This is a genomic window from Arthrobacter sp. STN4 (assembly GCF_024539665.1).
Classification (GTDB): domain Bacteria; phylum Actinomycetota; class Actinomycetes; order Actinomycetales; family Micrococcaceae; genus Specibacter.
Window position 1 is genome coordinate 1 of record NZ_JAKZGX010000042.1, and the last position, 16911, is coordinate 16911.

14 protein-coding genes and 1 tRNA gene are annotated in these 16911 nt (G+C 65.3%); 9 read left to right on the forward strand and 6 right to left on the reverse strand.

The window, feature by feature from the left end; genetic code table 11:
• The coding region (locus MMF96_RS18450) for a hypothetical protein (protein WP_256884364.1) at positions 1-244 on the forward strand (244 nt) is incomplete at its 5' end.
• A gap of 425 nt (positions 245-669) precedes the next feature.
• On the opposite strand, the gene MMF96_RS18455 is transcribed toward MMF96_RS18450, so the two are convergent.
• Positions 670-752, reverse strand: a tRNA-Leu gene (locus tag MMF96_RS18455).
• 410 nt (positions 753-1162) lie between these two features.
• Here MMF96_RS18455 and MMF96_RS18460 point away from each other — a divergent pair.
• From MMF96_RS18460 to pknB, 7 genes are read left to right on the forward strand one after another with little or no spacing between them, the layout of a single operon-like run.
• Positions 1163-1981 carry a DUF3662 and FHA domain-containing protein gene (locus MMF96_RS18460; protein ID WP_176617138.1) on the forward strand — a complete coding sequence of 273 codons (819 nt, stop codon included), beginning with the start codon at positions 1163-1165 and terminating at the stop codon, positions 1979-1981.
• A gap of 50 nt (positions 1982-2031) precedes the next feature.
• Complete coding sequence (locus MMF96_RS18465) at positions 2032-2463, forward strand: FHA domain-containing protein (protein WP_176617145.1); 432 nt, start codon at positions 2032-2034, stop codon at positions 2461-2463.
• A gap of 2 nt (positions 2464-2465) precedes the next feature.
• Positions 2466-4160, forward strand: coding sequence for a PP2C family serine/threonine-protein phosphatase (locus tag MMF96_RS18470; protein WP_256884365.1), 1695 nt, complete (start codon positions 2466-2468; stop codon positions 4158-4160).
• The gene (locus tag MMF96_RS18475; protein WP_256884366.1) at positions 4157-5527 is read left to right on the forward strand and encodes an FtsW/RodA/SpoVE family cell cycle protein; all 1371 of its coding nucleotides are present in this window, start codon (positions 4157-4159) and stop codon (positions 5525-5527) included. Before MMF96_RS18470 ends, MMF96_RS18475 begins: the two co-directional genes overlap by 4 nt.
• Entirely contained in the window at positions 5524-6981 is a 1458-nt protein-coding gene (locus tag MMF96_RS18480) for a penicillin-binding protein 2 (RefSeq protein ID WP_176617135.1), read from the forward strand. Before MMF96_RS18475 ends, MMF96_RS18480 begins: the two co-directional genes overlap by 4 nt.
• The gene (locus MMF96_RS18485; protein WP_256884367.1) at positions 6978-8783 is read left to right on the forward strand and encodes a protein kinase; all 1806 of its coding nucleotides are present in this window, start codon (positions 6978-6980) and stop codon (positions 8781-8783) included. Before MMF96_RS18480 ends, MMF96_RS18485 begins: the two co-directional genes overlap by 4 nt.
• A 55-nt stretch (positions 8784-8838) precedes the next feature.
• Positions 8839-10767 carry a Stk1 family PASTA domain-containing Ser/Thr kinase gene (gene pknB / locus MMF96_RS18490; protein ID WP_256884368.1) on the forward strand — a complete coding sequence of 643 codons (1929 nt, stop codon included), beginning with the start codon at positions 8839-8841 and terminating at the stop codon, positions 10765-10767.
• A 40-nt stretch (positions 10768-10807) separates the two neighbouring features.
• Here pknB and MMF96_RS18495 read toward each other — a convergent pair whose 3' ends face one another.
• Genes MMF96_RS18495 through MMF96_RS18505 form a run of 3 tightly spaced genes read right to left on the reverse strand, consistent with a single transcriptional unit; the run spans position 10808 to position 12401 of the window.
• On the reverse strand, positions 10808-11446 hold the full coding sequence (locus MMF96_RS18495; RefSeq protein WP_256884369.1) for an aminodeoxychorismate/anthranilate synthase component II: 639 nt from the start codon (positions 11444-11446) through the stop codon (positions 10808-10810).
• Complete coding sequence (locus tag MMF96_RS18500) at positions 11443-11613, reverse strand: hypothetical protein (protein WP_176617131.1); 171 nt, start codon at positions 11611-11613, stop codon at positions 11443-11445. Before MMF96_RS18500 ends, MMF96_RS18495 begins: the two co-directional genes overlap by 4 nt.
• Positions 11614-11615: 2 nt before the next feature.
• The gene (locus MMF96_RS18505; protein WP_176617130.1) at positions 11616-12401 is read right to left on the reverse strand and encodes a class E sortase; all 786 of its coding nucleotides are present in this window, start codon (positions 12399-12401) and stop codon (positions 11616-11618) included.
• Between the two features lie 186 nt (positions 12402-12587).
• Here MMF96_RS18505 and MMF96_RS18510 point away from each other — a divergent pair, with 186 nt between their 5' ends.
• Complete coding sequence (locus MMF96_RS18510; RefSeq protein ID WP_176617129.1) at positions 12588-12842, forward strand: cell division protein CrgA; 255 nt, start codon at positions 12588-12590, stop codon at positions 12840-12842.
• Positions 12843-12845: 3 nt separating this feature from the next.
• Here MMF96_RS18510 and MMF96_RS18515 read toward each other — a convergent pair whose 3' ends face one another.
• Positions 12846-13166, reverse strand: coding sequence for a hypothetical protein (locus tag MMF96_RS18515; RefSeq protein WP_176617128.1), 321 nt, complete (start codon positions 13164-13166; stop codon positions 12846-12848).
• Positions 13167-13606: 440 nt separating this feature from the next.
• A complete protein-coding gene (locus MMF96_RS18520; RefSeq protein WP_256884371.1) occupies positions 13607-16258 on the reverse strand; it encodes a LuxR family transcriptional regulator in 2652 nt (883 codons plus the stop codon).
• Positions 16259-16911 lie beyond the last annotated feature (653 nt).

Below are 16911 nucleotides of genomic sequence, written 5' to 3' on the forward strand. Positions count from 1 at the left end.
CAATCAAAAAACAATCGGCATCAATAAAACTTGGCACACTATTGAGTTCTCAAACAACAACCACACCCGGCCAACACACCCACACGGAAACAAACACTCCGCGGTGATCAGCGCCGGGGCAACTTCACAAACCTACCCGACCTGCTCCCTAAAAAGCAAATCCGGTCCTGCCGGCCCCCACACACAAAAGCGTGGAAAACCACCCGCAGACATGCAAAACACACCGGTAAAACCGGCCACATGAACACGGGATTTCGTTCCCCCGATCACCGGGGCAACTCGAAAAACAATACACGCTGTTTCAGCCCTGCGCAAATCCGGTGGAGCCCTGAGCGCTCACCGGCCGGACCGACCACGTGCCCACCGCCTTTGCCTTGGCCGTTGGCACGGGGCGCCGCAGCCTTCAGGCCCCGGTCCCCCCTATACAAGTGTCCCTATATAAGGGGATGGATATAAGGGTCTGGCAGCCACATCCTTGGGGAGGGCCCCATTCACGCATTGAGTGCCAGGGTGGACTGTCCGCCATGCGTTGGGGTGCACACGCGGTCCAGGCGGTCGGACCGGACCGGACCTGCCCGGGCAAGGCTAGGGGACAGGTCGGACGGGCCGGTTAAACGAAGAAGTCCCCGGCTGGGATCTTTCGATCCTGCCGGGGACTTTCCCTTGACGTGCGCGAGGGGGGATTTGAACCCCCACGCCCTTTCGGACACTGGCACCTGAAGCCAGCGCGTCTGCCGTTCCGCCACTCGCGCGTCTCTTGCCTTCCCACCGTTTCCCTTTCGGGTTTCAGTGGAACAGCGAGATCAAGCATATAGGACACTTTGCCAAATTCCTAAACGGGCCACACCATGGGCCCGTTTCAGCTCCTGTCCCTCCCCGTCAGTCCAGTCATTTTTCCCTAAAACACGAGGATTTCGCCATCAAGTTCCTGGATCGCGAAGGCTCCCCCCGGGGTATGAATTCCACCCCAAAGGTGGCCGCCAATAGGGTTTTTCCTAGCCGCGCCCAGTAGTATCGACGTTGTGGATCGTTGCCCGAGACGCGGGCTAGCGCGCCTTGGGGCGTACTTCACGCCGTAATTGCGGCACGCCGGGACGGCCACGGACCGAATAAGACCCGGTGGCCGCCAAACGCCACATTCACAAGGAGAGGGGGAGACAGCATGGGATTGTTTGACAATGTTGAAAAGGGCATTGAGAAGGCAGTTCGAGGCGCCTTCTCCCGCGGTTCGAAGTCGCTGCAGCCCGTGGAGGTGGCCAGTGCACTTCGCCGTGAACTTGACGACAAGGCCATGACGCTTGATGCGGGCCGTACCTTGGCCCCTAACGTCTTCAACATCCAGCTGGGCGATTCCGACTTTGAACGTGCACGGTCGTGGGGTGTGTCCCTCGCCGAAGAACTCTGCGATGTAATCATCAACCATTCCCGCAGCCAGGACTATGTATTGCAGGGCCCGGTACGTGTGACCTTTAACCATGCGGCTCAGTTGCGGCCCGGACACTTCGAGGTGGCCTCCGCCACCGAAAGGGACGACCACCAGTCACGTTCTTCCGTGCAGCGCCCGGTCGTTCCTTCGGCTCCTGCACATGCACCCGCCCAGCCCCGCCAGGCGCCCACACCCATGTACAAGCGCCAGGGAGCTGCCGTGGCGAACCCGCCGCAGGATGCTGCGCCCTCGGGCCAGCCGGTCCTGGACATCGACGGCCAGCGGTACTCGCTCAACGCCAGCTCCATCACCCTGGGACGGTCCTCGGAGGCCGACATTCTCATTGACGACACCGGGGTCTCCCGCAAGCACCTGGAGATCCGCACCCGGGGCGGCGTCAGCACCGCCGTCGACCTGGGGTCAACCAACGGCAGCTTCGTCAATGGCCACCGGGTCCACGGCAGCGCCGACCTGACCGACGGGACAGTCATCACCATGGGCCGGACCCAGATCACCTTCCGCATCCTCCCGGCGCGGAGCGGGGGCCGCCCGTGAATGACTTGAGCCTGACAGTCACCGTTTTGCGCTTCGGTTTCCTGATACTGATGTGGATCATGGTTTTCAGTGTTGTCGCCGCCATGCGGCGCGACCTGGTGATCGGGCGCAAGGCCAAGGTCGGCGCCCCCACGGCACGCCAGGCACGCAAGCATCCGGAACTGGTTGACGAGGCCGCCCCTGCCAAGGCGCAGGCGCGCGAGCTGGTGGTGACCGAGGGGCCGCTGACCGGCACCACACTGCAGCTTTCCGGCACGCCGATCCTGCTGGGCCGCGCCCAGGAGGCAACGCTGGTCCTGGAGGATGACTATGCCTCGGGCCGCCATGCCCGGCTTTTCCCGCAGGGCACGCGCTGGTTCATCGAAGACCTGGGCTCCACCAATGGCACCTACCTCGGCGGCACGCAGTTGACCCGGGCACTGCCCGTGGAACCCGGCGTTCCGGTTCGCATCGGCAAAACGGTCATCGAATTGAGGCCGTAGGCATGGCCGAACACCCCCTGATCCTGCGCTATGCGGCACGGTCGCACATGGGGCTGGTCCGGGCAAAGAACGACGATTCCGCCTATGCCGGCAAACACCTGGCCGTGGTGGCCGACGGCATGGGCGGGCACGCCGGCGGTGACGTTGCCAGCGCCTCGACCGTCCTGGACCTGATCCACCTGGACCGCGACGGCTACGAAGGGGACGACGCCGGAACCCACCTGGCCGATGAGATCCAGACCGCCAACTCCCTGCTGTCGGAACTGGTCCACGTCAATCCAAAACTGGCCGGCATGGGCACCACCGTCACCGCCCTGCTGCTCTCCGGGCAGCGCCTGGCCTATGCGCACATCGGCGATTCGCGCGCGTACCGGTTCAAGAACGGCGTTTTTGAACAAATGAGCACGGACCACACGTTTGTGCAGCGCATGATCGACGAGGGCCGCATGACCGAAGCCGAAGCCGAGGTCCACCCCCACAAGAACGTGCTGATGCGCGTGCTGGGGGACGTCGATGCCTCCCCCGAACTGGATTTGAAGTTCTACGACGTCGAACCCGGGGAACGTTGGCTGCTCTGTTCCGATGGGCTGAACTTTGTCCGCCACGAAATGGTGGAGGAGGTGGTCCGGCACACCAGCAGCCTCGCCCACTGTGCGGAAACCCTCATCGACCTGACCCTGGCCGCCGGATCCCCGGACAACGTCACGGTTGTGGTCTTTGACGTGGCCGAGGCGACCCCGGAAGACACGGCCACCGCCGCGCTGGACACCGTTGCCGGGGCCTCGGACGACGACGGCGAAACAGACGCGGCGCCCGATGACGCCGCGCCGGCCAACGGCTCCGGTGACGACGCTGTCGACGGTGACGGATCAGGGACAGTGGCAGGGGAGCCCTCCGGCCAGGAGGATGACGGGGAACCCACGGCCGGGCTCGATGCCCACATACGCGCCGCCGTCGTACGCCGTGAACTCGAACAACGCCCGCACGAATTGGTCGGTGCGGCGCTGACAGCGAATGCCGAGGGGAAGATTCCCCTCCTGGCCCACCATCCTGCCGTCCAGCGGGCCGCGACCGTCCTCACCCACAAGCCGGTCGACGCCGCGCTTCAGGAGGATGACACCGAGCAGTCCCTGCCCCGCGTCCGCTACCGCCGGTGGTTGTTTTCCCTGCTGGGCGTCGTGGCAACCATTGTGGTCGTGGCCGGCGCCTGGACCGCCGTTGCCTGGACGCAGACCCAGTATTTTGTTGGCTCCTCCCACGGAAACGTGGCCATTTTCCAGGGCGTATCCCAAAACCTTGGCCCCTTTGCCCTGTCGCATTTGGAACGCGAGACGAGCGTTTCGGTCCAATCGCTGCCCGAGTATTCGCAGCAGCTGGTGGCCCAGACCGTCCCCGCGGCCTCACTCGGCGCCGCCGAACAAATCATCGTCGACCTGAGGCTGGGCACGGGCACGGGCACCCCGCCGTGCGCCCGGGCCACAGCCACGCCGTCGCCCGGCGCGACGGCGGGCGCCACGGCACCGCACGCTTCGGCGAAGCCCACCGCGAAGCCCACCGCGAAGGCAACGGCCAAGGCAACGGCCCGCCCCACCGCCACGCACGCTCCGGCGAAGGCCACCGCCCGTGGCACCGCCAAGCCGTCCGGAACAGCGTCGCCGTCGGCCACCCCAACCTGCACCCCCGGAGGCGGACAATGAGCCAATTGATGACGGTGTCCAAGCCGCGCCGCAACATAGAGCTGCTTTTGCTGCTCCTGGCCCTCGCCATGGGCATCATGGCCAACGCCCTGGTGAACCTGAACCTGGGCCGGACCTTTGACAGGGACTTCTATATCCAGGCCGCGGTGCTGGCCGGGCTTTCGCTGGCGGTGCACATCTCCCTGCGCTTCCGGGCAAAATATGCCGACCCGGTTATATTGCCCGTTGTGGTGGCACTCAACGGCCTGGGTCTGGCCATGATCCACCGGCTTGACATTGTCTCCGGGGACAACGCCGGAGAACGCCAATGGCTTTGGACGGGCCTCGCCGTGGCGGCGGCCATCGCCGTGCTCTGGACCCTCAAGGACCACCGCATCCTGCGCCGCTACACCTATATTTCGCTGGTCCTCTCGGTGGTCCTGCTCCTGCTGCCCCTCGTGCCGGGCATTTCCGCCGGCGACGTCAACGGCGCCACCGTGTGGATCAAGCTGGGCCCGTTCACCTTCCAGCCCGGGGAAATTGCGAAGATCACCCTGGCCATATTCTTCGCCGGGTATCTTTCCTCCAACCGCGACCTGATCCTGCTGGCAGGGAAGAAGATCGGCCGCCTGCAGCTGCCGCGGCTCCGCGACCTGGGCCCCATGCTCGTGGCCTGGATTGCCAGTGTGGGCGTCCTGGTCTTCCAACACGACCTGGGCACCTCGGTGCTGTTCTTCGGTCTTTTCATGGTCTTGATCTACGTGGCCACCAGCCGTATTGGCTGGGTAGTGATCGGCATTGTCCTCATGGCCGTCGGTGGATTTGCCGCATACAAGATCTTCAGCCATGTCACCCGGCGGATCGACACGTGGATCAATGCCCTCGATCCCCAATACATCGGTGCCAGCGGCGGCAGCTTCCAGGTGGTTGAAGGCCTGTTCGGCATGGCCAACGGGGGGCTGCTGGGCACGGGCCTGGGCGAAGGCTCCCCGGACACCGTGCCGCTGGCCAACAGCGACATGATCATAGCCAGCATCGGTGAGGAACTGGGCCTGGTGGGCCTGTTCGCCGTTGTCTGCCTGTATGGACTGATCATTGCCCGCGGCTTCCGTGCCGCCTTGGGCACGCGGGATTCCTTCGGCAAGCTTCTTGCCGTGGGCCTGGCGTTTTCCTTCGCGTTGCAGTGCTTCGTGATCATCGGCGGCGTGACCCGGCTCATCCCGCTGACCGGGCTGACCACCCCGTTCCTGGCGGCCGGGGGGTCCTCCCTGCTCGCCAACTGGATCATCGTTGCCTTGATCCTGCGGATCTCCGACGCCGCCCGCCGGCCGGCCGAATCATCCGCCACCCCCGATGACCAGCGCCGGAAGGAGGTGCCTGCATCATGAACCAGGCCATTCGCAACTCCTGGATTGTCGCCATTGCACTGTTCATCCTTCTCTTTGGCTCCATCTCCTATGTCCAGTTCTTTGACGCCGATTCGCTCAATGCCAACCCCAGCAACAACCGCCAGCTGCTCAAGACCTTTTGCAGCGACCGGGGGCCGATCCTGGTGGGCGGGCACCCGATTGCCGAGTCCGTCGCCACCGATTCTGACTGCAAGTACCAGCGCCAATACAACGATCCCCAGCTCTATGCCGGCCTGACGGGCTTCTACAGCAAATATGCCGGCCAGTACGGGCTGGAATCGGCCATGCGCGACGAACTCGCCGGCACCACGAATGCAGCGCTGTTCGACCGCATTTCGCAGGCTTTCACCGGTGCCCGCCCGCAGGGCCAGTCGGTGGCGCTGACCATTGACCCGGCCATCCAAAAAATGGCGTATGACATGATCCCCAACGGCATTGCCGGGTCCATCGTGGTCATGAACCCAAAGACCGGGGCCATTGTCGCCATGGTCTCCAAACCGTCCTATGACACCAATGTCATGGCCAGCCACGACCAAAAGTCGGTGGATGCGGCCTATGCGAAACTGGTCAACGTGCCGGGAATCGACTTGTTCGGTTCCGCGGCCTACAAGCAGACGTACGCACCCGGTTCAGTGTTCAAGCTCGTGGATACGGCCGCCGCACTGTCTTCCGGAAAATACAACAAGGACACCGTGCTGCCCAACCCGGCCGCCATGAAGTTCCCCGGCATCTCCTATACGCTGCCCAATTACCTCTATGGCCAGTGCGACACCCGGGACAAGGCGAGTTTTGCCTTTGCCCTCGAAAACTCGTGCAATACGCCGTTCGCCAGCATTGCCCTGGATCTGGGGCAGGACGCCATCACGGCACAGGCGGACAAGTTCGGCTTCAATGACAATTCCCTGACGTTCCCCGACGCCGTCACGGCCAGCCGGTTCCCCGGTTCAACGGCCGCCCTGGACAAGCCCGCGCTGGCCCGCAGCGCCATCGGCCAGCAGGACGTGACGGCCACGCCGCTGCAGATCGCCATGATGACGGCGGCCATCGCCAACGGCGGCACGCAGATGAAGCCCAACCTGGTCCAGGCAGTCCGGACGCCGGACCTGCGGACGGTGGAAAGCCTCAAGCCGGAGGTCCTGCGCCAGTCCACCACCCCCGAAATCGCGTCGCAGATCACCCAATGGATGGTTGACGTGGTGGACCAGGGGATCGCAGGGGCGGCCGCCGTTCCGGGCGTGGAGGTCGCCGGCAAAACCGGCACCGCGGAGGTCGGAAACACTGGTTTGAACAACGCCTGGTTTACCGGTTTCGCGCCGGCGAATGATCCGCAATATGTCGTGACCATTATGATGCCCAATGTTGACGTCGCCACCGGCGCAGCACTAACAAGTCCCAATGCAAGCAAACTCTTCAAGGCGGTGTTGAAAAAGTGAGGCCTACTTCAGGAATCACCTTAGGCGGCAGATTCCAACTCACCTCACGCATTGCCATCGGCGGCATGGGCGAAGTTTGGAAGGCGCAGGACCTAGTCCTGGGCCGGCTCGTAGCCATCAAAATCCTCAAGGATGAATACACCGGCGACCCCGGCTTCCGTGCCCGTTTCCGGGCCGAGGCCAAGCACACGGCGCTGCTGAACCATGTGGGGATTGCGAACGTCTTTGACTACGGTGAAGAGGACGGCTCCGCCTACCTGGTCATGGAACTGGTGCCGGGGGAGCCGCTGTCCGCCCTGATTGAGCGCGAACACGTGCTGTCCGCGGACTGGACGCTGTCCATGATCGCCCAGACGGCGCGCGCGCTTTCCGTGGCACACGCCCAGGGCCTGGTCCACCGCGACGTCAAGCCGGGCAACCTGCTCATCACGCCCGAGGGACGGGTAAAGATCACCGACTTCGGCATTGCCCGCCTGGCCGACCAGGTGCCCCTGACCCAGACCGGCCAGGTCATGGGCACCGCCCAGTACCTGGCCCCCGAACAGGCCACCGGCCAGGTGGCCACCGGCTCCAGCGACATCTACTCGCTGGGCGTCATCGGCTACGAGTGCATCACCGGGCACCGCCCGTTTTCCGGGGAGTCGCAGATTGCCATCGCCCTGGCCCAGGTCAACGACGCTCCGCCGCCGCTGCCGGACACGCTGCCCACCCCGGTGCGCGCTCTGCTGATGTCCATGCTGGCCAAGGATCCAGCGAACCGGCCCGCGAATGCCCTGAAGCTGGCCGAAGCTGCCGAAGCCATCCGGGCCGGCAACATCCAGGCTGCCCACGCGGCCGTTCCCGGCATGCTGTTGTTTGAGTCGGCCACGGGACCCATCACGGCGCCGGTGGACATCAACGCCACGGCACCCACCTCCGTGGTAGGCAACGTTTCGGCGCCAAGCACGACGGCGCTGCCAACCGTGGCGGCGACCACCGTCCCCGCCGGTCCGCCGACCCGGGCGGAGGCCTTGGGGGCCCAGCGCGCCTGGGACGCCGAGCCGGAAGACAGTTCACTGATGGGCGACTTCGACTCCGAGGAGGCACCTGCGGAACCCGCCCGGCGCGGCCGGAGCCCCTGGACCTGGCCCGCCGTTGCGTTGATCGCCCTGCTGCTGTTTGCTGTGGCGGCCCTGCTGTTGCAAAGCCTGGGGGTGTTCGACGGAAAGCCCGCCGCCACGCAGTCCGGCTTGCCGACGGTGACGTCGGCGCCCGTGCAGACAACGCCGTCGGAAACGCCTTCCCCGACGCCCACACCCGAGCCCACCACCCAGGCACCCCAAACCGTGGACATTCAGCCGGACGCGTTCCTGGGCAAGCCGTTTGCCGAGGTGAGGGATGTCCTGATCAACGACGGCCTGCAAGTCACGCGCGTTGACGCCTACGACCCGGCGACCGCCGCGGGCATGGTGAGCGACATCAGCCCCAGTGGATCCGCCGTGCCGGCAGGGAGCACAGTCACTGTCACGGTTTCCAAGGGACCGAACCCGGCGGACTTTGCCACCGTGCCGTCCTTCCAGGGCCAGAGCGGGGACGCGTATGACAAGGCGCTGACGGACGCCGGGTTCAAGCCCGAGCGGGCCTCGGAGGAATCCGCCACCGTGCCCGCGGGCAACGTGGTGCGGGTTGTCCCCACGGCCGGCTCAACGGAGCCCAAGGGCACCATCGTGACCTACTACGTCTCTACGGGCCCCGGTACAACGGCTCCGGCCAATCCGCCGGCCGCCGACGCCACCGTGCCCGCACCCACGCCGACACCGTAGCCCCCGCCCAGCCCTGACCGCCAGCACGCCGACCCACTGAAAGGACACTGACACCATGAATGTTCCCCGCGTCGTCAGTGGGCGGTACGAGATTGGCGAGCTCCTGGGCAGGGGCGGCATGGCCGACGTCTACATGGCCCGCGACATCCGCCTGGGACGCACGGTGGCCATCAAGCTGCTGCGCGGGGACGTGGCCCGTGATGCGCAGCTCAAGGCCCGCTTCCGGCGCGAGGCGCAGGCGGTGGCGGGGCTGAACCACCCCTCGATCGTTGCCGTCTATGACACCGGGGAGCACTCCAGCGCCGATGCCCTGGGCGACGCCGCCAAGCTGCCCTACATTGTCATGGAATACGTCAGCCGCAAGACGCTGCGGGACCTGGTGCGGGCGGACGACATCACCGTCGACCAGGCCATCGACTTCACGCTGGGAGTGCTGTCCGCGCTGGAATACAGCCACCGGGCCGGCATTGTGCACCGTGACATCAAGCCCGCCAACGTCATGGTCGTGGAGGATTCCGAGGGGCGTCCCGGCGGCGTGAAGGTCATGGACTTTGGCATTGCCCGGACCATCTCCGACTCGGCCGCCACCATGACCCAGACGCAGACCGTCATGGGCACCGCCCAGTACCTGTCCCCCGAACAGGCCCGCGGCGAGTCCGTGGACGCCCGCAGCGACCTGTATTCGGCGGCGTGCCTGTTTTACGAGATGCTCGCCGGCCGGCCCCCTTTTCAGGGGGATTCGCCCGTGTCCGTGGCCTACCAGCACGTCCGTGAGGTCCCGCCCGCGCCGAGCACCTTCAACCCGGAGGTGTCCCCGGCCCTGGACAGCGTGCTGCTGAAGGCGCTGCAAAAGGACCGTGAGGACCGCTTCCAGGACGCCGCGTCGTTCCGGCGCGCCCTGCGCGCGGCCCGCACCGGTGTGGTGCTGGCTGCCCCGGCGGCGCCCGCCGCCACCGACCCGCTGGCCACCGTCCCCGAACCCGAACCCGTCGCCGTGCCGGTGGCGGCGGTCGCCGTCGCGGCTCCGCTGGAAATGCCCATGGGGTTGGACGACGACGGCGGACCGGCCACGCGTGCCATGGCGAAGGTGCTCGCCGGGGGTCCCTTGACAACGGACGGTGGCAGCGAAATGCCCACCGAACCCGAGCGCGCCGTCAGGCACCGCCGCAGGGCCTGGGTGGTGACCTTGTTTGTGTTCCTGGTGATCATCCTGGGCGGGGGCGCGTTCCTGGGCTACAACCTGATGCACGCCAAGCCGCCGGCCGTCGCGCAGGTGACCATCCCGGACGTGACCAAGATGAACCAGATCGACGCCACCACCAAGCTGCTGGAAGTCGGGCTGGACCCGCAGCCGGCCACCGAATTTTCAAAGTCCGTGACGGCCGGCGACGTGATTGGCACGGACCCACCCGCCGGCGGCCTGCTGGACCCGCACTCCGCCATCGTGCTGCTGGTTTCCAAAGGTCCGTCGGAAGTGAAGATCCCGACGGACCTGGCGGGACGGACCGAGTCCGAGGTGCGCGACGAATTGTCCGCACTGGGCCTCCAATTCGGCCCCAACGAATTTGTGGACGATCCCCAAATCCAGGCGAACCTGGTGGTGACCACCGACCCCAAACCGGGCGAAGTTGTCCCCGTGGGACAAAGGATCACGCTGAAGATTTCCAGCGGTGACGTCTCCATGCCGTCCCTGTTCGGCCTCACACAGGATCCCGCCAAGGTCAGGCAGGCCGTCAAGGACGCCCTCGCCAAGGTTTCGCCGCTGCTCCAAGTCGAGTTTCAGGAGCAGGTCAACACGGCCGTCGCCCCGGGGATGGTCACGGGCCAGTCGGAAAACGCCGGCACCGAGATTCCGCAGCGGAGCCTCATCGTGGTGACCCTCTCGAAGGCGCCGCCGAAGCCCGCCGCAACACCAACGCCCACGCCCACGGCGCCGCAGCCCACCGCGACCCCGGCCCCCACGACTACGCCACAGCCCAATTAAGATCCGGGGACCCGCCGCGTGGCCGGCAGGCGGCAGTGCGTCAGTTGTTGATCAGGGGGCTCAGGGTGGCGGCCAGCGCCGCGGCACCGTTCAGGCCCACGGATTCGAGCCAGTTTCCCACCATCTGGTAGCCGCCCTCGGTGAGGACGGATTCCGGGTGGAACTGGACGCCGCACAGGGGCGCCGTGGTATGCGCCAGGCCCATGACCACGCCGTCTTCCGTTTCGGCCGTGACTTCCAGGACGTCCGGGATGCTGTCCCGGACGGCAGCCAGGGAGTGGTAGCGGGTGGCCGTGACCGGGCTGGGGAGGCCGGCGAACACATTCCTGCCCTGGTGGAACACGGCGCTGGTCTTGCCGTGCATGAGCTGTTCGGCGTGCGTGACCACCCCGCCGTAGGCCTCGGCAAGGGCCTGGTGGCCCAGGCAGACACCGAACATCGGCTTGGCGTTTTCACCGCACCAGCGGATCAACCCGATGCAGATGCCGGCCTCGGCCGGCGTGCCGGGGCCGGGGGATACCAGCACGCCGTCGCGCACGGAGGCGAGCTCCACCGCCTCGGCCAGCGTGACGTCGTCGTTCCTCACCACCGTGGTTTCGGCACCCAGCTGCTGCAGGTAACCGACGAGCGTGTATACGAAGCTGTCGTAGTTGTCGATCACCAAAATGCGCGTGGTCATGGCCGGGAGGTACCACCAATCGTTGAATCGTTGAGCGGGTTGAACTGGTTCAGCCACGGGAAGACAAACTGCATCAGAAGCAGCACGGCCGCGGCGATGAGCACTGCCGACGTGAGAATGCGGAGCCAGAGGGGCCCGGGCAGGTGGCGGAAGATCCATCCGTACATGGTTACTGCCCCCTGGCCTTGTTCGCGGCAACCACGGCGGCGATGGCTTCCGGCGGGCCCGCACTGGCCGGCTGCCAGGATTCCATGACCGCGTAGGCAATGATGCGCTCGGCGGAGCCGAATCGGGGGTTGCAACTGGTCATGGTCATGAAACGCTCGGTGGGCTTGGCACCGGGCCGGGTGGGCACGGGTGCAAGGACGTCGATACGGTCGGGCAACACAATTTCATTATTGCGGAACACATAGGTGTAGTACCCGTCCTTGGTCTGCACATAGATTTTGTCGCCGGGAACCAGGGTGTGAATGGCGTCGAGCACGGCGCCGTGCGTCTGCCGGTGGCCGGCGACGGAAAAATTGCCGACGGCGCCGGGCATCGCCGAGTCCACATAGCGGCCCAGGCCCAGGGTGTTCAGTTGTTCAGGGGCGGTGCCGTCCACCAGCGGCCGGCTGTAGTCACTGCCGAATCGGGGGATGTAGACCACCCCAAAGACGGTCCCGGGGACGTTGACGTCCGCCATCACCACGGGTTTCCCGTAGTCCTTGGGTGCAGTGCCCGGCGCAGGCGCGGGTGCGGGCGCCACAGGACCCTGCATATCGTGGACAAACCTGGTGACAGCCTGCTGCTGGGTGTTGTCCGCCTGGAGGTTGGTCCACCACAGTTCCCACACCACGAAGAGCAACAGGACCACCCCGACGGTAACGAGCAGCTCGCCTACCACCAGGACCACTGTCCGCCCAACACCGCGGCGGGGACGGACGTGCCCTGTCGATCGAACCACGGGCGGCATTCTCCTTGGAAGGTGGTGGCCGGCCCCTTCGCAATCGGGGGCGCGGCAATAGCGGCTAGAATTACGTCAAGAATAGCGGCAGTTCAGCGCCTTGGAACAATCCATCCATCCACACCGCGCGCAATGGACGGCCGACCAGCCACGCAGCAAGGCAGCTGCCAGTTCACCAAGCCGAGGAGTGCCACCGTGCCCGAGTCCAAACCGCGCCGCCGCCCCACCAAGGGTCCTGCCCAAACGCCGTCGTCGAAGGCGCAGCAGCCGAACGCGGCATGGTTCCTGCCGGTCATGGTCACCTTGATGCTGGTGGGCCTGTTCTGGATCATCGTCTACTACATTTCAGACGGCAAATACCCCATCCCGGACATCAACAACTGGAACATCGGCATTGGGTTTGCCATTGCCCTGGCCGGCTTCATGATGACCACCCGGTGGCGCAGCTAGCGTCTATTCCGCAACGTCGCCGGCGTCGCCGTAGTCCCCGGTGACATATTCACCCTTCGCATCCGCGGCGCCATGCCCCGGCACACCCCCGGCGGTGCCGTAGTCGGCTTCCACAAACCGTCCTGACGCGTCGTCCGGTCCGGCATCCTCAATGCCGGAGCGCCCGTAGTCCCCCTCGACGTAGCGGCCCTGGCCGTCGGCGGCGTGGTGGCCTGGCTCCCGGCCGGCCTTGCCGTAGGCACCTTCCACGTAGCGCCCGCGGTCCTCCGTCGGATCGGTGCCGTTATTTTGCTGTCCCTGGCTGCCTGCGTTTTCCCCGAACATTGCTCAACCCAACTTCCCACAGTGTGCTCTCGGCTGCCGCACCGGCGGCCTGGATCCTTCCCTGTGCACTTTCAGTCTAGGCTTGACGCCCCGCGGGGAACAGGGCCGTTGCGGGCAGGGACCTGGAACGGCAAGGGCCCCCGCGGGGGAGGCGGGGGCCCTTGCTTCCTTCAACGCGGCAACCGCTGGGGGCATGGCTGCCACATTGTCTCCACCGCACCGGGGCGTTGGAGCATTCCTTTCCCGCCGGGTGCCCGGTGCAAGGCCGGGCAGCTGGCAGGCAGCACGTCCTGCATCCGCCGGACCATGGGGGACATGTGCCGGATGGGGCGTGCTTCTTCAGGGTAATGGGGACCACACCGGTGATTCTCGAGTGGTGACCACTCTATTTTTGCCGGGTTTCGCCTGTTATCCCCCGGGCACCCGGTTCCCCCGCGTCCCTAGCGCCTGGCGTCCTGCCTGGTGCCCCGGCCTTCCCGGACCAGCTCAGCCAGCTGTTCCCGGGACTGCAGGTCCAGCTTGATGAACGTGCGGTACAGGTGTCCCTCGACGGTGCGCAGCGAGACGCCCAGGTGCTCGGCTATGAAATTGTTGGATTTGCCCTCGGCCACGAGTTGGGCGATCTCATGTTCCCGCCGGGTCATTTGGGGCAGGCCGTTGCTTTTGAAGACCGGGGTCACAAGTCCGGGCAGGTTGTCCCGCAGCGACGCAGCACGGGTGCCGGTCTTCCGCCCGCGTTGGACCTTGCCTTCCTCGTCAAAGCCACGCTGGGCCCGGGTTGCCAGTTCTGCGGCCACCAGCTCAAAGCCGTGCCCCAAGGCGGTGGTGCTGGCCTGGTCCAGAAGGGCCGGGTCCCCGGACAGCAGGGCCTGCGCCCACTCCCGGAAGAAGTCCCGGCAGCCGGATTCCATGGCTTCGGCCACTTCCACCATCCTGTGCGGCGCCGAAGTTTCCCCGATCCGGACCAGCAGGGTCAGCACGGTCATTTCCGTTCCCGCGTAACCCTGCTCCTGGCACTCTTTCCGCAGCTCCATCAACCGGCGGGTTCCCTCCTCCGCATTGCCCGCCAGGGCTTGCGCCGCGGCCGCGTAGGCGGCGCCCTCCACGTGGTAGAACCTGCTCCCCCTCCGGTCCAACGACTCGAGTTGTTTCAGCCGGTCCCTGGCGCCGGCTGCGTCGCCCCGCAAGGCCAGGCAGTAGGAAAGCAGCCCGAGTGCGGTGTGCAGGACCAACCACGGGTCATAGTCGTCCAGGGCGGCCACTGCGGGGCGCAGGGCCGCCAGGGCCTCATCCACGCGGCCAACCCTGCAGTGCGCCATGGCCGCGCCCAGGTCCCGCAGCCCGCCGGCGAAGAGCATGAGGTCCGGATTGGTAAAAACAGACGGTTCCAGTGCCTGCCGCACCACGTTCCAATTGCCGTCGTAGATGTACGTCGCCACCGCGCGGGCATAGGCCAGGAGGGCAATGTCGGGCCGCGGGAAGCCGTCGGGGCTTTCCAGCTCCTCGATGACTTCGCCGGCGAGGCTGGTGGCCGAGGTCAGCCGCCCGGTGGTGGTGAGGACTTCACACAGCATGGACTTCAGCAGCGTCTGGTCAATCCTGTTGCTGCACAGGGGGTGGGACAGCAGGGCACGGATGCGCCGGGACGCCTCGTCCGCACGGCCCAGGGTCAGTTCCTTCATGGCCTCCAGGATCAGGACGTCAATGGTGGCGCGGGTGGCTGATCCCGACAGGAGCACCGGCCCATATTTTTGTTCGTAGGCGGCGACCCCGGCATCAAACCGGGATTCATAGTCGTCATCGGCAAAGTAGGCGAGATGGACGGCCCGGAGGGCGGCAGCGCCGACGTCGGGCGTCAGGGACAGCTCCAGGCTCTTGGCGGCCAGCGTACGGGCCTGGTCAGGCCAGTTACGGTTCAAGTGGGCAATGGACCGCTGGGCCAGCAGGGCGGCAGTGTGCTTGGCAGAGACGTGCAGGCTGCTGAAGTGCATGGCGTCGTTGATGCGCAACAGGTGGTTGGACATGACGGCGGCCGAGACAATCTGCGCATCGTCAACCGGCAGCCCGCAGTCAAGGGACCACCGGGTGAAATTGATGACCATGTCCGGTCCGGAGTCCGGTCCCGGGACAATGACCTTGGACACCTCCTCCAGGATCCGCCGGCTGCGGCCCACCGGAATCATGTGCCGGATGGGGCTGGCCGTGGCGGGGCGGGACAGCCCCATGGTCAGGGTGCCTCCGGGGGAGATCTCCACCAGGCCGCGCTGCTGGATGTCATCGATGGTTTCCGTCTCCGCCAGGTCCAGCAGGACGTCCAGCGGCAGCGGGCCGGCCAGCGCCAGGATTTCGACCAGGCGCCGCGACGCGGCGTCCAGCTGGTCGAGGTCCATCTGCAGGAAATCGCTTGATTCGGCGCCAAGCCTGTCGGCAGGATGGTCCAGGACCCAGATCCCGTCCACCTGCTGCAGGGAGCCTTCTTCCAGGGCGCCCGCCACCAGGCCCTTGAGCACCAGCGGGTTCCCTGCCGAGCGGCTGGAGAGGTAGTCCGCAGCAGCGCTGGACACGACGCCGCCCAGCACGTCAGCGATAAAGTTTTGTACGTCCGCCGATTTCAGCGGGGCCAGTTCAAAGCGGGCCAGGTGGCCGTCCCGCCACAGTTCACGAAGGTGGGTGTGGTGGCCGCCGGGATGGTCCACAAGAATAAGCTTCACGTCTGTGGACATGACCACCTGCGTGATGACCGCAGCGCTTTGCGCGTCGAGGTATTCACCGTTGTCCACCAGGAGGAACACCTTGTTCCCGGTGGCAAGGTCCGCCTGGACCTGGTCCGTCAGGCCCTGCAGCACCGGGTAAAAGTCGCTGCTGCGAACCAGGTTCTGGCCGACACGTGCATTGACGGCACCGAAGGGAACGGTTGAAAGGGCGTGGCTGGGAGACAGCCTGATGGTGGTGCACCCGGCACCCAGGGCATCCATGACACGTCCGAGCATCCAGGTCTTTCCCGCACCGTGCGGCCCGACGATCAGGACGCCCCTGGACGAATTGTCCATAAGTTGCACAACAATGTCATTGACGTCAGCACGGCGCGCCATGCTCCCCCTCCCCGTGCCGCTTCCGCGTCAAACCACGGAAACGGCAAGACCCATATGCCGCCGGCTCAATCCCCGGCCGCATGCCCCGCCCCCATTCTAGGTACGCCCCAGCTGTTAGTCGATAGCCCGGCCACGCCCCGTGGAACCTCCCGTCGGGGGCCGGGATGCGTTCCTCACAAGTTTTCCCCAAAGTTCTCCACAATGTGGGTATCTTTCCACAGGGCGTAGAAAACTTATCCACTGGCCTTGACAACTTCATCGAACTGTCCACAGCCCGTCTTCTAAAACAGTGTTTTCTCCAGTTGTTCACAAAGTTATCCACAGACGTGGATAACTTTGCCCGGACTTCCGCTTGAATCCCACAAAATTCCCGCAGGAAAGTAATCCACAGCTGTGGAATTACATGTGTGTAACTTAGACCCAGTGTGAACAACACTGTGGAAAAGAGTCTGTTCGACGAATTTTCAACTACTAGAACTACAGCTCTGTAAGTTATGCCCATGTGTGGACAGAACTGTGGACAAGTTGTCCTGTCTCAATTTAGTTGGCCATTTTCGCAACTTACCTGGCCACCTACGGCTTTCTGGGGTTTGTCTCAGTTAATATGGCCACCATGGATGTTGCTCGCGCGTTGAGGTCGCTGCCTTCGAACA

What these genes read in the sequence shown, in the direction of transcription:
- MMF96_RS18480 (WP_176617135.1), top strand. Translation starts at nt 5,524, where the DNA reads ATGAACCAGGCCATTCGCAACTCCTGGATTGTCGCCATTGCACTGTTC.
- MMF96_RS18500 (WP_176617131.1), bottom strand. Translation starts at nt 11,613, where the DNA reads ATGTACGGATGGATCTTCCGCCACCTGCCCGGGCCCCTCTGGCTCCGC.
- pknB (WP_256884368.1), top strand. Translation starts at nt 8,839, where the DNA reads ATGAATGTTCCCCGCGTCGTCAGTGGGCGGTACGAGATTGGCGAGCTC.
- MMF96_RS18520 (WP_256884371.1), bottom strand. Translation starts at nt 16,258, where the DNA reads ATGGCGCGCCGTGCTGACGTCAATGACATTGTTGTGCAACTTATGGAC.
- MMF96_RS18505 (WP_176617130.1), bottom strand. Translation starts at nt 12,401, where the DNA reads ATGCCGCCCGTGGTTCGATCGACAGGGCACGTCCGTCCCCGCCGCGGT.
- MMF96_RS18475 (WP_256884366.1), top strand. Translation starts at nt 4,157, where the DNA reads ATGAGCCAATTGATGACGGTGTCCAAGCCGCGCCGCAACATAGAGCTG.
- MMF96_RS18495 (WP_256884369.1), bottom strand. Translation starts at nt 11,446, where the DNA reads ATGACCACGCGCATTTTGGTGATCGACAACTACGACAGCTTCGTATAC.
- MMF96_RS18460 (WP_176617138.1), top strand. Translation starts at nt 1,163, where the DNA reads ATGGGATTGTTTGACAATGTTGAAAAGGGCATTGAGAAGGCAGTTCGA.
- MMF96_RS18515 (WP_176617128.1), bottom strand. Translation starts at nt 13,166, where the DNA reads ATGTTCGGGGAAAACGCAGGCAGCCAGGGACAGCAAAATAACGGCACC.
- MMF96_RS18470 (WP_256884365.1), top strand. Translation starts at nt 2,466, where the DNA reads ATGGCCGAACACCCCCTGATCCTGCGCTATGCGGCACGGTCGCACATG.
- MMF96_RS18465 (WP_176617145.1), top strand. Translation starts at nt 2,032, where the DNA reads ATGTGGATCATGGTTTTCAGTGTTGTCGCCGCCATGCGGCGCGACCTG.